Genomic DNA, 13,085 nt, shown 5'->3' with positions numbered 1-13,085 from the left:
GCGGACGTGCGCGTCGTACTCCTTGCGAAGCAGGCGGGCGGAGACTCCCTTGAGGGAGTTGACCAGCTTGGAGAGCTGAACCTTCGGCGGGTAGTGCACGAGCAGGTGTACGTGATCGTGCTCGCCGTTGAACTGCTTCAGGTCGGCCCCGAAGTCCGCGCAGACCTCCCGCATGATCTCTTCGCAGCGCGTCAGCATCTCATCGCTGAACGCCTTCCGCCGGTACTTGGTGACAAACACCAAGTGGACGTGAAGGTTGTAGACGACGTGACGTCCGGTTCTGACATCGGGATTCGGATTCCAGCGTGGCGACATCAACCAAGTGCAAGATAGTGATCCATATGACTGAACTCGGCCTGGTGAAGCGGCAGTTCGGGCACCGTGCCCGACTGGCACTCAGCCCTGGCGACGTCCGGGTCATTGACGACCAGGCGCACGCGGCCCACACGATGTGGAACTGTTTGCACGCCTGGTGGCAGATGATGCCGAAGAACAAGCGGACCCTCGCCGCCGCCGACGCGGCGATAAGGGAAGCCCGTAAAGACCTCGACTTCCTTGCCGAGCTGCCCGCGCAAGCATCCCAGGCGGTGCTGAAGACATACTCCCGCGCCTGGGTGAACTGCTGGGTAGGCCGGACGGACGAGCCGAACTTCAAGGCCCGGTTTTGCACGGTGATGTCCGTGGACATCCCGCAGGGCCGTGACCTGAACATCGTCCGCGTCCACCGTCGCTGGGGCATGGTCAACCTGCCGAAGATCGGCCGCGTCCGCTTCCGCTGGACCAAAGTGGTCCGCGCCGATGTCGTCGGTCACGGTCATCGCGAGGCCGTACCCTTGCGCGATTTCACGTATCGCGGTGACGGCGGCCTCGGTGGTGGGCAGATGTGGATGCGTCATGATCCCACTGGCGCAGCAGGCTACTAGCTGTGGTGTCTCAGGACGTTGGTTCCACGAAGTCCTCGATGGTCAGCTACTGAGGGAAGGTGTCGAGCGCTTCTGGCGGCTGATCGAAGGTGACGCGGTAGTCGCTGCCAGACGTCCGGCTGATCGGCGGCTTCCCGCCCAGGGCGAACGGCCGCTCGTGGTTGTAGTAGTTCAGGAAGTCAGCGAGTGCGGTGCGGCGTTCGCGCTCGGAGGTGTAGTCGCGCACGTATGCCCACTCGCGGGCGAGCGTGCCGTTATAGCGTTCGGCCTTCCCGTTCGTCCGGGGAGTGTAGGGGTCAGGCCGCGCCGCCGGGGTGGAGGACGACCTTGGTCCAGCCGTCGTCGCGGTTGTCGAAGTGCTCGTAGCCTTGCGGCGCCTGGTCGAGGGGCAGCTCGTGCGAGACGATCCAGGATGGTTTGGCCTTGCCCTGCTGGACGAGGTTGCACAGTTCCCGGTTGTACGCCTTGACGTTGGCCTGCCCGTTGCCGACCGACTGGCCCTTGAGCCAGAACAGCCCGTAATCGAAGGCGATTTCGCCGTCTTCCCTGTACAGCGGGTCGGGACTGCCCGGGTCCTTGGGGATAAAGACGCCGACCACGCCAATGGAACCCGTGAACTTCACCGATTCCACCAGATTGTTCAACGTCAGGTTCGGATGCTCATGGCCCTGCGGGTCGTGCGCCTGGTAGCCGACGCACTCACAGCCGCGGTCCGCACCAAGACCATTGGTCTGCTCGTTGATCTGGTCTACCGGTGAGGCCTTGGAGTCGTCGATGGGAATGGCGCCGATCTCCTCGGCCAGTCGCAGCCGGTCTGGGTGACGGTCGACAACCATCACCTTGGCGGCGCTCTTCAGGGTCGCCGACAATGCGGCCATCAGGCCGACCGGGCCGGCTCCGTAGATGGCGACAGTCTCGCCGGGCTGCACGCCCGCAAGTTCGGTGCAGTGCCAGCCGGTTGGGAAGATGTCGGACAGCATCACGTAGTCGGTCTGCTTCTCCCAGGCCTCCTCCGGAAGCACCAGGCAGTTGGAGTCACCGTACGGAACACGCAGGAACTCCGCCTGACCGCCGCTGTAGGGGCCCATCCCCGCGAAGCCGTACGCGGCGCCGGCCATCTTGGGATCAACCGGGGTGGTCAGACAGAACGCCGTCAGGCCCTTGTCGCAGTTGCGGCAAAACCCGCAACTGATGTTGAACGGCAAGCAGACCAGGTCCCCCACCCGCACTCGGTCCACGCCGTCCCCGACCGCGACGACTTCACCCATGTTCTCGTGCCCCAGGACACGCCCCGCCTCCATGTCGGTGCGGCCCTCATACATGTGCAGGTCCGAACCGCAGATGTTCGTCGAGGTGATCTTCACCAGCACGTCGGTCGGCCGCTCGATCCTCGCGTCCGGGACATCCTGGACGCTCACCGTGCGCGGGCCCTCATATACCAGAGCCTTCATGGAATTCCCGCCACCTTCCTGCATGCGCAACTCATGTAACGCACATGTGAGACATTCTTGGTTACCTGTCTCTGGCACAGAGAGCGCATTACCAATAGATGGATCGGTGCACGCTGAGGCGTTGCGGACTGACGCAAAGTACGGACTCAACCAGAGGTGAACAGCGCGTACGCTCAGCATTACAGGTAGAAGCCCATACGGCCGAGCGGCTGCTTCCGAGGGCCACGCCCGCGGCGAGAGACATGCGTCTCACAAGGTGTGCTACTACCTCCACCCTCCCACCGGTGAACCGCATGTCAACCGGAAACCGGGGAGAGTCTCGGCGACGCGTGAAATCTGACCGCTGATGGGGCGCGTGAGTTCTAGTGCTTGTCGCAACACCCTTGATCATGAGAGGCGTGTTGATGGCAAGACGGGGACGCAAACGTCGGCTTGAGCTGGAGACGGAGTACTGGCGACTGATCCAGGCTGGCGTAGGCACAGTCGAGGATGAACGGTGACCCACTTCGCGATCTTGTGATCATCCTGATCTTCATCAGGTGGCGTGACACATCCCAAGAAGACGCCCCGCGCCCCATCTCCCCACTTGACCAGCGGCAACGGGGTGCCATCCTGACATCAACAGCCACGCACAACGGCGCACACTCAGGGACCGATCTGGCCGCAACGTGGTGGATTGACAGCACTGAGCGGCTGGTCGACGGTTCGAGCGTCCAAGGCCAACGCGCCTCACCGTCATATGCCTGATCTTCCCATACAGAGAGCCACTCACAGGTGCTCACTCATGCGGGCGCATCCGCGATCGCGGCGACGGCGAGGGTGCACGCCTGGGCCACTGCCGCGGGGATGTCCGTGATCGGGAACAGTGTGTGCCGTACGGTCCGGTCGGGCCCGATGACGAGGATGAGCCGCTTGATGCGCAGGTGCTGTCCGGCCTGGAAGGTCGGCAGGCGCAGGCCCGCGGTGAGCTGGAGCTGGGCGTCGGACAGCAGCGGGAAGGGCAGGTCTTCGGCCCGCGCGAAGGCGGCCTGTTCCTCGGGCGTCTGGGTGCTCACACCGTGGACGGCGATGCCTGCGGCCTCGAACTGCGGCCAGGCCGCGCGGAATTGACGGTTTTCCAGGGTGCAGCCCGCGCTGCCGGGGGATCGGCCGCCCGGCAAGGTCGGCCGGGACACCGGGGATGCCGGCCGCGGGGTAGGCGAACAGCACCGTCGGGCGGGGGGCGGCCACGGGGTCGTGCGAACGGCCGTCGGTGCCCGGCAGCCCGAGATCGACGGGCATGCAAGGCCCAGGACACGCTGCCGCTGCTCGCGGCCGAGGAAGCCGGCCCGTTCGACCTGGTCTTCATCGACGCCGACAAGCCCTCCAACCCTGAGTACCTGGGGTGGTCCCTGGAGCTCACCCGGCCCGGGAGCGTCATCGTCGGCGACAACGTGGTGCGCGACGGCGCGGTCACCGACGCGGCCAGCGACGACCCGCGCGTCCAGGGCGTGCGCCACTTCACCGAACTCATCGCCGAGCACCCGCGGTTGACCGCCACCACCCTCCAGACGGTCGGCTCGAAGGGGTACGACGGCTTCACCCTCGCCCTGGTCACCGAGTGAGCGAGTGACCGGCGGGGCGAGCGACCGCCCGCCGGCGACGGCAGGCCAGTTGCCGCCGAGCACACGGCTCCCGGCAGGACGGCTGACCATCCTGCCGGGGGCAGACGTTCAGCTGCCGGTCAGCAGCCGACGTACGACATAACCCGCCGAGTCCACACCCGAGCTGCCGCCTTCGACGAGCGCCGCGACCGAGATACGGGAGTTGTAGGCGGTCAGCCAGCCGTTGGTGTGGTCGGCTTCCTCCGCGGTGCCGGTCTTGGCGCCGACACCCACCAGTCCGCCCAGGCGCGGTGCCGCCGTACCGCTGGTGGCCACGCTGCGCATCATCGACTGCAGATAGCCGGCCGTGCGGGCGGAGATGGGCCGGGACGCCGTCTCCTGGTGCTGTCCCGGCAGGATGATCGGCTGCTGGAAGCCGGCGCCCCGGACGGTGGCCGCCACGGAGGCCATGAACAGGGGCGTGGCGGTGACCTTGCCCTGGCCGATGAACTGGGCCGCCTGGTCACCGCCCTGGACGTCCGGCGGGATGCTCGGGTCGGTGGTGGCGACCCCGCCGCCGATGGACCAGCTCCCCATGCCGAAGACGTTCACCGCCTCGTCGTTCAGGGCGGAGGCGTCCGAGTCGTGCACGAGGTAGTGGAAACCGTCCTTGATGAAGGACGTGTTGCACGACACAGTGAACGCCTGGGCGAGCGAGGAGCCGGGGTTGGCCCGCACGCCGGAGTCGTTGTGGAACAACTGACTGTTGGCCATCAGCGAGTCCGTGCACGGCGCCGGGCTGCTCGGCGTGAGACCTGCCTTGTCGAAGAGGGCCGCCGAGGTGATGATCTTCATGGTGGAGCCGGGGGACTTGATGCCGTTGATGGCGATGTCGCCGTCGTCGCCCGAGTGCGCGATCGCCAGGATGTGGCCGTTGTGCCAGTCCAGTGCCACGGTACCGGCGGGCTTCTGCTGGAGGTGGGCATCCTTCACGGCGCGTTCGGCCACCGCCTGGAGGCCGGCGTCGATGGTCGTTCTGACAACCGCCGGGCGGCCCTTGTCGAAGACCTTCAGCGTCTGCACGCCCGCGCCACCGGCATCGACGACGGCCACGCCCGTTCCGGGGCTGCCGCCCGTGGGCTTCGCGTTCTTGCCGATCGTGGCCGCGATGTCCCGCAGGGATGCGAAGCCGGACAGGTCGGTCTTGCCGTCGCTCGCCACGACCTTCGTGCCGCCCGCGCCGGCCGGCAGCTTGCCCGCGGTCAGCGACTGGCCGTCGGTGAGGCCCGGATAGAGCACCGAGTTGTTCCAGTGGACCGCCGACCGGCCGTTGGCGCTCTTCAGCACGGCCACCGCGCTCGGGTAGTTCCAGGTGCCGCCCGCGACCTGAGCGGTCACGTCGAAGGTGACCTTGGTGGCACCCGGCGTCACAGACGAGGGGCCCACCGACGCGATGTGACCGAACGACAGCTTCGTCAGGTGCAGGCCGTCGGCGTAGTCCCGCAGCGCCTGCGAGGCCGTACCCGGTACGTCGGTGTCGCTTGCCGCGCCGTCCAGGTGGTGCCGGGACCAACTGTCCAGGAACGCGCGGGCCTGCTTCACCGCCTCGGCGTCCGACGGGGGCGTGCTCGACAGCGCCGACGGGTCGAAAGCGCGCGCGTCCTGGGAGCCTGCGTCACCCGACGAGCCCGAGGTCAGGCTGTGCAGGATGTTGTACGTACCGATTCCCCCAAGAGCGAGCAGCGCGGTGCAGGTACCGGCCAGGCCGATCTTCACAGCTCTGTTCATGTGCAGGATCGTATGTATGTTCCATGAAAGTGCGTGCGGAGTTCCATGAAAGAGTGTGCGGATCGTCGGTAGATCGTTATCGGAACGTCAGGCTGGGTTCCGGCAACACCCCATGGTCGTCCCGGACCGCAGGCCGCGGCGGACGGATCCGCCAACGGCGCGCGGTCGTTCCCCGCATCCAGCATGCCGTGCGCCCTTGCGGCGGGTCCGCCGGCCGACCGCCGACGCGCGGACGCCACCGGACCCAGGCCGCTGCCCGAGCAGGCGACCTGGCCGCAACGCACCAATACATCGGATGAGTTGAGCCGTAACGGCTGGCGAACTCATTGACACACGCCCGAGCCATCCCTACGTTCCCAGATACACCCGATGTTTCAATGAGCTGTCAGGTTTGGAGGGCGACGATGACCTCGCAGCCGGAGAAACGCTCGCCGGTTCCCCGCAGATCCGTACTCGGTACCGCGCTGGGCGGAGCGGCGGTGGCGGCGCTGCCCGGGACGACCCGGGCGGCGCAGTCCGACGGGCCCGGGGCGTCCGGTGGCGACGGATCGGAGGGCGAAGGCGTCGGCCGGCCCTGGAGACTGCGCGACACCATGACCTCCGACAGCGCGTGGGAACAGTTCCTGCGCGGCCAGGACCTGTTGTGGACCAGGCTGCCGACGCTCTGGTACGAGGGCCCGTTCCTCGGGGACGGGCTGCTCGGCAGCATGGTCTGCCAGGAACCGGGCGCCAACCGGATCCGTTTCACCGTGCAGCACGGTCGTGTGCAGGACCACCGGCCCGAGTTCGGCAGTGGGTGGGGCACCTGCCGGCTGCCGGTCGGACATCTCACGCTCGATCCGGTCGGCACCATCACCGCCGTCGACTGGCGGCTGAGCCTGTGGAACGCCGAACTCAGCGGCACCGTCACCACCACCGCCGGCACCCTCACCCTCTCCGCCCTCATCCACGACGAGGTCTTCGCCGCCCGTGTGACGGCCGCCGGCGGCGAGCAGGCCACCTGGACGTTCCACCCCGAGGAGGCCATCAGCCCCCGCAAGATCCAGGAGGCCCCGCCGGCCGGCTATACCGGCAACCCGCCCTGGACCACGCGGACCACCGACGACGGCACCGCCCAGGTGCTCCAGCCCCTGACCGGAGGCGGCCAGACCGCGACCTCCTACCGCCGCTCCGGCGACGACCTCCTGCTCAGCGTCGGACACAGCTTCCCCTCCGGTACCGCCGCCGAGGCCGACTCGCTGCGCAACCTCCGGCGCGCGCCGTCGTACGACGTCCTGCGGCATCGGCACACCGCCTGGTGGCACGTGTTCTACCGGCAGAGCTTCGTGTCGTTCCCCGACCAGCGACTGCAGAGCTTCCACTGGATCCAGCTCTACAAGGTCGCCTCCGCCAGCCGCGCGGGCGGCCCCGTGATGGCCACCTCCGGGCCGTGGCTTGAGCCCACGCCCTGGCCCGCGGTCTGGTGGAACCTCAACGTCCAGCTGGAGTACTGGCTCATCCAGGGCTTCAACCACCCCGAACTCGACTCGCTCGCCACCACGCTGCGCCAGAACCAGGAACAGCTCGTCGCCAACGTGCCCGCCGCCTACCGTTCGGACAGCTCCGGCATCGGCCGCAGCTCGGACATGTTCGCCAACCGCGAGGTGGGACAACCGGGCACCGGTGCCGAGACCGGCGACCTCACCTGGGCGCTGCACAACGTGTGGCTGTCGTACCGGCATTCCATGGACAAGTCCCTGCTGCGCGACACGATCTACCCCGTGCTGCGGCGCGCGATCAACTACTACCTGCACTTCCTCACCCCGGGCAGCGACAGCAGGCTCCACCTGCCGAGCACGCTCTCACCGGAATATCCCGTGGTCCCGCCGCAGGACACCAACTACGACCTGGCCCTGATCCGCTGGGGCTGTCAGACGCTTCTCGAGTCGGCTCAACTGCTCGGAATCAACGACGAGTTGAGGCCGCGCTGGCAGGAGGTGCTGGCCCGGCTCACGCCGTATCCGATCGACGACAACGGCTTCATGATCGGCGCCGACACCCCGTACGCCCAGTCCCACCGGCACTACTCGCACCTGCTGATGGTGTACCCGCTCCACCTCGTCAACTGGGACCAGCCCGAGAACCGCGACCTGATCACCAAGTCGGTGGTGCACTGGCACGCGCTGACCGGAGCCCACCGCGGCTACAGCTACACCGGCGCGGCCTCGATCTACGCGATGACCGGGGACGGTGACACCGCGATCGGCTACCTGAGGAAGTTCTTCGACCCCGGCACCCGCTACCCTTGCCGCGCCAACACGCACTACACCGAGGCCGGTCCGGTGATCGAGACGCCGCTGTCCGCCTCGCAGTCCCTGCACGACATGTTCTGCCAGAGCTGGGGCGGCGTGGTCCGGGTGTTCCCGGCCGTACCGTCCGCCTGGAAGGACGTGACCCTGCACAACTTCCGTACCCAGGGCGCCTTCCTGGTCAGTGCCCTGCGCAAGGCCGGGGCCACCCGGTTCATCCGGGTCAGGAGCCTGGCGGGCGAGCCGCTCAAGCTCCGGCACGGTCTGAGCGGGACCCTCACCGCGGTGCTGGACGACGGCACCCCGGCCCACACCCGGGACCTGGGCAACGGCACCCTCGCCATCGACCTGGCCAAGGGCCGCGAGGTTCTCGTGTACGCCGGTTCCCGGCCCGACCTCGTCATCGCCCCCGTCGCCGTCAGCGAGCCGGGCGCGGCGTGGGGCCTGCCCTAACCACCGTCCAGAAGGGAGGGCCCTCATGGCTGTCGCACTGACCAGAGCAAGAACCGTGGCCGCCGCGCTGTGCGCCGGACTCGCGGCCACGCTCCTGACGACCGTGCCCGCCCGGGCCGAGCAGCACGAGCACGTCTGGGCCGTGTCCGAAGCGGCGCACGCGCCCCGTGCCCGGATATCCCTGGACGACACCACCGGCACGCTGACCCTGTCGGTGCCCCGCGAGGGCCGTACGGTCGTCGAGCCGTCGTCCCTCGGTGTCGTGACCGAACAGGCCGACCGGTCGCAGGGGTTGCACTTCGTGCGGCGCAAGGACCGTACGATCCGGGAGCGTTACCGGGCGAAGTCCGGAAAGCGACTCGACCGCAGGGTCCATATGCGCGAGACCCGGCTGTCCTTCGCCTCCGTCGCCGGCGCCCGCCTCGACCTCGCGGTCCGCGCCTCCGCCGACGGCGTCGCCTACCGGTACGTCCTGCCCGCCGGGTACGGCGACGTCCTCGGCGAGACCTCCGCGTTCAGCCTGCCGCCGGACGCGAGCGCCCGGCCGCTCGCCCGCGGCTTCCTCGAACAGGTTCCGGCGGCCCGGGACGACACCCGGGTGCTCGCCGGCCGCCTGGGGCAGGAGGCGGTCCTCGCCCGGCGCAGCGGCGACCGCTGGTTCCTGGGAGGGGTGTACGCGGGCGCCGCCCGCACGGCCGAGGTGCCACTGTGGATCGGGCCTGGGCGCTGGCTGGTCGAGACGATCCGGGACGGCGCGGACGGGCTCGTCCAGGACCGGCGGGTAGTGAGCGGTGGCGACGCGTTCGGTGTCGACATCACCGCGAACGGCGGATTCGCCGGCATCGCCTGTCCCTGGCATCCGGGCATCACCACCTGCTACCGCTGAACCCACCCGCCCCAACGGCCGAACTGCCGTGCGCCGACAGGGCAGTTCGGCGGCACACACGACCGGGACGGAGCAGCGCCGGCTGCCGTGGGTCGCCTAAATGCCCGAGGTCACAGCCTTCAGTTCGGTCAGTGACTCCCGGATCAGCTGCTGCATGGCGCGTTCCTCGCCCGGTGCGATCCAGCGTTCGAAGGCGACCTTGAAGACGGCGACGCCCGCCTCGGCGGCCAGGCTCGCGGTCGGCTCCGCGACGCCGCGGCCTCGCAGGGTGGTGGCGAGCGCGGCCGCCATCGAGGCGAGTTTGATCAGCTCGCGCTCCTGGAGTTCCGCGTTCGCCGTGATCACGGCCTGTCGCCGGCGCGCGAACTCGCGTCGGTCGGCGAACATCTCGGCGACGGCGTCCAGCCCGACCGTCAGGGCGTCGAGCGGGACAGCGGTCTGCGGAGCGCCGGCGACCGCCCGGACGAACAGATCCTCCAGCTCACCGGCACCGGCGAAGAGTACCTCGCGCTTGTCGGCGTAGTGCCGGAAGAAGGTCCGCTCCGTGAGCCCGGCCCGCTTGGCGATCTCCGCGACGGTGGTCTGCTCGTACCCGTACTCGGCATAGAGCTCCAGTGCGGCTTTCGCCAGGCGTCCGCGCGCGTCCGGCTCCCATCTACCCATGCCGAGATCTTACGTGATGACAGAGGCTGACATCAGGTGTAGCGTCTATGACAGTCACTGACATCGAATGTCTGGGGTCTCCCATGCGCATCTTCGTCACCGGCGCCTCCGGCTGGATCGGATCCGCCGTCGTACCCGAACTCATCGAGGAGGGACACCAGGTCGTCGGGCTCGCCCGCTCCGACGCCTCCGCCGCCGCGCTCACCGCGGCGGGCGCGGAGGTCGTCCGCGGCACCGTCGACGACCTCGACCTGCTGCGGGACGCGGCCGCCGCCTCGGACGGGGTGATCCACCTCGCCTTCAAGCACGACATCGCCTTCAGCGGCGACTTCCAGGGCGCCGCCGAGGCCGACCGGCGCGCCGTCGACGTCTTCGGCGAGGCGCTCGCGGGCAGCGACCGGCCCTTCGTCCTCGCCTCCGGCCTGGCCGGTCTCACACCCGGGCGGGTGGCGACCGAGCGGGACATGGCCGGGTTCGACGGCTCGCCGATCTCGATCCGCGCCGCCACCGCCCAGGAGGTGCTGGCGTTCGCCTCGCGCGGCATCCGCTCCTCCGTGGTACGGCTCTCGCCGACCTGTCACGGCGAGGGAGACAAGGGATTCATGGCGACACTGGCCGCCATCGCCCGCGAGAAGGGCGTCTCCGGCCACATCGGCGACGGCGCCAACCGCTGGCCGGCCGTCCACCGCCTCGACGCCGCGCATCTGTTCCGCCTGGCGGTCGAGCAGGCCCCGGCCAAATCGGTGCTGCACGGGGTCGCTGAGGAGGGCGTCGCGATCCGTGACGTCGCCGAGGTGATCGGCCGGCACCTCGACGTGCCGGTGGTCTCCGTGGCACCGGAGGCGGCGGCCGGGCACTTCGGCTGGATGGCCGGCTTCATCGGCCTCGGCCTTCCGGCGTCGAGCACGCTGACCCGCGAACTGCTGGGCTGGAAGCCGACCCACCCGGGTCTCCTCGAAGACCTCGACAAGGGCCACTACTTCCACGCCCCTGCCGTCGGCACCTGACGGGACCCACGTCGCCGGGGGCCGGGACGCCGGGTGCCCTACGGCCGGAGACGGGCCATCGGCACATCGCCGGGCTCGGCGCCCCGGCCGTACATGCCGATCGCCACACCCTGATGCCGGTCTTCGTCTCCCACACGGTCGGGGCGGCCCGGACCGGCCTTTCCGGTACGCGAGTCAGGGACATGCGCGCCGCGCATCGAGCGGCCCGCCCCGGCGGGCCGCCAGGTGGATACAACGACGGCGGCCCCCGCGACCGTACGCCCCACCCTTTGAGCCAGCGCTCCTCGGCTTCTGGGGCGAAACCATGGGCAGGGAAGTCACGCCCCTCGGACGGGAGTTGAGGCATCAGGCCGGGGCCTCTCAACTCGGCCAGACGCGGCAGGGCGTAGGCCCGGTCCCAGTCGGCCGACGCGCCCGGGGCGGCGCGGATGCGCGCGGCGTCGATGCGCCGCTGGGAACCGACACGGTGGTTTCTCATGAAGACGAGCCCGAGGAACTCGGCGGCCTCCTCGGCGTACGGCGGCCCCGGCGCGATCAGGTGGCGAGCGCCTTCGAGAATCGCGTCGGCATCGACACGCCACTCGGTGTGGAGCCGCCGGCACAGTCAGAACTCCCGGGCCGGAAGGCCGGCCAGCCCGGTGTCGCGCATGATGCGCTCGACCGTGTCCGGCAGGGAGCTGTCGGAGCCGATGACCGTCTCCACTCCCCCGGGCAGCAGGTCGCGCTGCCGGTACCAGTCCCGCAGGTCGGCCTCGCTCACGTGGCCGGCGATCGGCTTGGCCGCGTGGCGCGCGAGGGTCACGTCGAAGGGCACGTCGAGGTAGTAGCCGTGGGTCGGCCCCCGGTGGTCGGCGCGCAGCCAGGCGAGCATGTCGCCGTAGCGGTCGGCGTACAGGATGCCCTCGACGACCACGTGATAGCCGGCGTCCAGGGCATAGCGGGCCACGGTGTCGATCAGGCCGATGTTCGCCGCTCCCGGCCGGTCCCGTTCACGCAGCACGATCGGGCGGAGGTTGTCCTGCGACACCAGGGCCAGCCCACGGCCGAACCGGCCGCGGATGCCCGCCGCGACGGACGACTTGCCCGAGGCGCTGTTGCCGCGCAGCACCACCAGCCGGGTCTGTTCGGTACCGACTCCCATCTGCCGCAGGGTACCGGCGGCACCGTCCGGGCCGGGGTCACCAGTCGACGTGTGTGGTGATCCATCCGGCCAGGCCGTCCTCGTCGCCCGCCGGGGGCAGGTCCGGACCGCAGGTGAGTGGCGTGCAGGACAGTTGCAGGTGGGTGAGGCAGCCGTACGGGCCGTTGTCGGCCGACGGTCCGAGAACGAGGGCGTGGGTGGGAGTGCGCCAGATGCGATGCGTCAGCGCGGGCCCGGTGACCACGGTGGCGGATGACACGATCGTCCGTTGAGCGGCCGCGCCCAGGCACTCGGCCACCGCCTGCGCCGCCTGGGTGAGCACGGCCTCGCAGTCCTGGTCCGTGCACGGTCCTTGGGTGCTCCAGCCGGGCAGTTGCCGCCAGCCGTCCATATAGCCGGACAGCCACGGGCCGTTGGTCCTGGACTCGTCATCCGGGTCGACGGGGTACATCTCGCCGAAGACGAGGAAGTACCGTGCGCCGGGATGCCCGAACGGACTGATGCCGTCACAGCACAACACATGCTCGTGACCGGTGCGGAAGGAGTCGCAGACCAGTTCGTGCTCCCAGTTCCAGCCGCGACGCCGTATCTCCTCGTCGACGGCATCGACGTCGTCGGGGACGTGCGGCACGAAGGGCAGAGCGACGAACTCGGCAACGCCCTCCACGGTCAGGGGGCGGTGCGCGAGGGCATGTACGGGTATCGCCACGTGGATCACTCCAGAAGCAGCGGCAGCCGACCTGCCCGGTCAGGACAGCTTGGCCAACTCATCCGCCAAAGGCTCAACAACTTCATTAGCTACCCCGAGTGTTGTGCTCGTATAGTTCTGTGCATGGAGTTGCTGCGGATGTCCAAGGCTGCGAAGCGTCTCGGGATACACCCGATGACGCTTCGTCAGTGGG

At 69.0% G+C, this 13,085-nt stretch carries 10 protein-coding genes and 3 pseudogenes; 5 read left to right on the top strand and 8 right to left on the bottom strand.

Annotated elements, in window-relative coordinates; genetic code table 11:
* Window positions 1–315 (bottom strand): IS200/IS605 family transposase (gene tnpA, locus AB0M27_RS43950; protein ID WP_365731237.1); only part of this gene is annotated, 315 nt, incomplete at its 3' end.
* 26 nt (window positions 316–341) lie between these two features.
* On the opposite strand from tnpA, the pseudogene AB0M27_RS43945 reads away from it, so the two are divergent.
* Window positions 342–785: pseudogene (locus tag AB0M27_RS43945) on the top strand (RNA-guided endonuclease TnpB family protein); the annotation flags it as partial.
* Window positions 786–969: 184 nt separating this feature from the next.
* On the opposite strand, the pseudogene AB0M27_RS43940 reads toward AB0M27_RS43945, so the two are convergent.
* From AB0M27_RS43940 to AB0M27_RS43930, 3 genes and pseudogenes are all read right to left on the bottom strand, one after another.
* Window positions 970–1,218, bottom strand: a pseudogene (locus tag AB0M27_RS43940) (integrase core domain-containing protein); the annotation flags it as partial.
* Between the two features lies 1 nt (window position 1,219).
* Entirely contained in the window at window positions 1,220–2,374 is a 1,155-nt protein-coding gene (locus AB0M27_RS43935; protein ID WP_365731235.1) for a glutathione-independent formaldehyde dehydrogenase, read from the bottom strand.
* A 782-nt stretch (window positions 2,375–3,156) separates the two neighbouring features.
* Window positions 3,157–3,549 carry a redoxin domain-containing protein gene (locus AB0M27_RS43930; RefSeq protein ID WP_365731233.1) on the bottom strand — a complete coding sequence of 131 codons (393 nt, stop codon included), beginning with the start codon at window positions 3,547–3,549 and terminating at the stop codon, window positions 3,157–3,159.
* Between the two features lie 108 nt (window positions 3,550–3,657).
* Here AB0M27_RS43930 and AB0M27_RS43925 point away from each other — a divergent pair.
* Window positions 3,658–3,978: pseudogene (locus AB0M27_RS43925) on the top strand (methyltransferase); the annotation flags it as partial.
* A 108-nt stretch (window positions 3,979–4,086) separates the two neighbouring features.
* Here AB0M27_RS43925 and AB0M27_RS43920 read toward each other — a convergent pair.
* A complete protein-coding gene (locus tag AB0M27_RS43920) occupies window positions 4,087–5,745 on the bottom strand; it encodes a penicillin-binding transpeptidase domain-containing protein (RefSeq protein WP_365731231.1) in 1,659 nt (552 codons plus the stop codon).
* 404 nt (window positions 5,746–6,149) lie between these two features.
* Here AB0M27_RS43920 and AB0M27_RS43915 point away from each other — a divergent pair, with 404 nt between their 5' ends.
* Both AB0M27_RS43915 and AB0M27_RS43910 read left to right on the top strand, forming a co-directional pair.
* Window positions 6,150–8,486: a Tat pathway signal sequence domain protein gene (locus AB0M27_RS43915; RefSeq protein WP_365731229.1), complete on the top strand. Its 2,337-nt coding sequence runs from the start codon at window positions 6,150–6,152 to the stop codon at window positions 8,484–8,486.
* A gap of 25 nt (window positions 8,487–8,511) precedes the next feature.
* Window positions 8,512–9,372 (top strand): glycoside hydrolase family 97 N-terminal domain-containing protein, encoded by an 861-nt coding sequence (locus AB0M27_RS43910; RefSeq protein ID WP_365731227.1) that lies wholly within the window; start codon window positions 8,512–8,514, stop codon window positions 9,370–9,372.
* Window positions 9,373–9,468: 96 nt separating this feature from the next.
* Here the strand turns inward: AB0M27_RS43910 and AB0M27_RS43905 are convergent, their stop codons facing one another.
* Window positions 9,469–10,035 carry a helix-turn-helix domain-containing protein gene (locus AB0M27_RS43905; RefSeq protein WP_365731225.1) on the bottom strand — a complete coding sequence of 189 codons (567 nt, stop codon included), beginning with the start codon at window positions 10,033–10,035 and terminating at the stop codon, window positions 9,469–9,471.
* 83 nt (window positions 10,036–10,118) lie between these two features.
* Here AB0M27_RS43905 and AB0M27_RS43900 point away from each other — a divergent pair, with 83 nt between their 5' ends.
* Window positions 10,119–11,042 (top strand): SDR family oxidoreductase, encoded by a 924-nt coding sequence (locus tag AB0M27_RS43900; RefSeq protein ID WP_365731222.1) that lies wholly within the window; start codon window positions 10,119–10,121, stop codon window positions 11,040–11,042.
* A gap of 604 nt (window positions 11,043–11,646) precedes the next feature.
* Here AB0M27_RS43900 and AB0M27_RS43895 read toward each other — a convergent pair.
* Window positions 11,647–12,192, bottom strand: coding sequence for an AAA family ATPase (locus AB0M27_RS43895; RefSeq protein ID WP_365731239.1), 546 nt, complete (start codon window positions 12,190–12,192; stop codon window positions 11,647–11,649).
* 28 nt (window positions 12,193–12,220) lie between these two features.
* Window positions 12,221–12,892: a hypothetical protein gene (locus AB0M27_RS43890; protein WP_365731221.1), complete on the bottom strand. Its 672-nt coding sequence runs from the start codon at window positions 12,890–12,892 to the stop codon at window positions 12,221–12,223.
* Window positions 12,893–13,085: the final 193 nt, after the last annotated feature.

The sequence above is a fragment of the Streptomyces sp. NPDC052107 genome (assembly GCF_040680215.1).
In the GTDB taxonomy this organism is placed as follows: domain Bacteria; phylum Actinomycetota; class Actinomycetes; order Streptomycetales; family Streptomycetaceae; genus Streptomyces.
The sequence above is the reverse complement of the archived record's forward strand: the minus strand, read 5'-3'. Positions and strand labels throughout refer to the sequence as shown.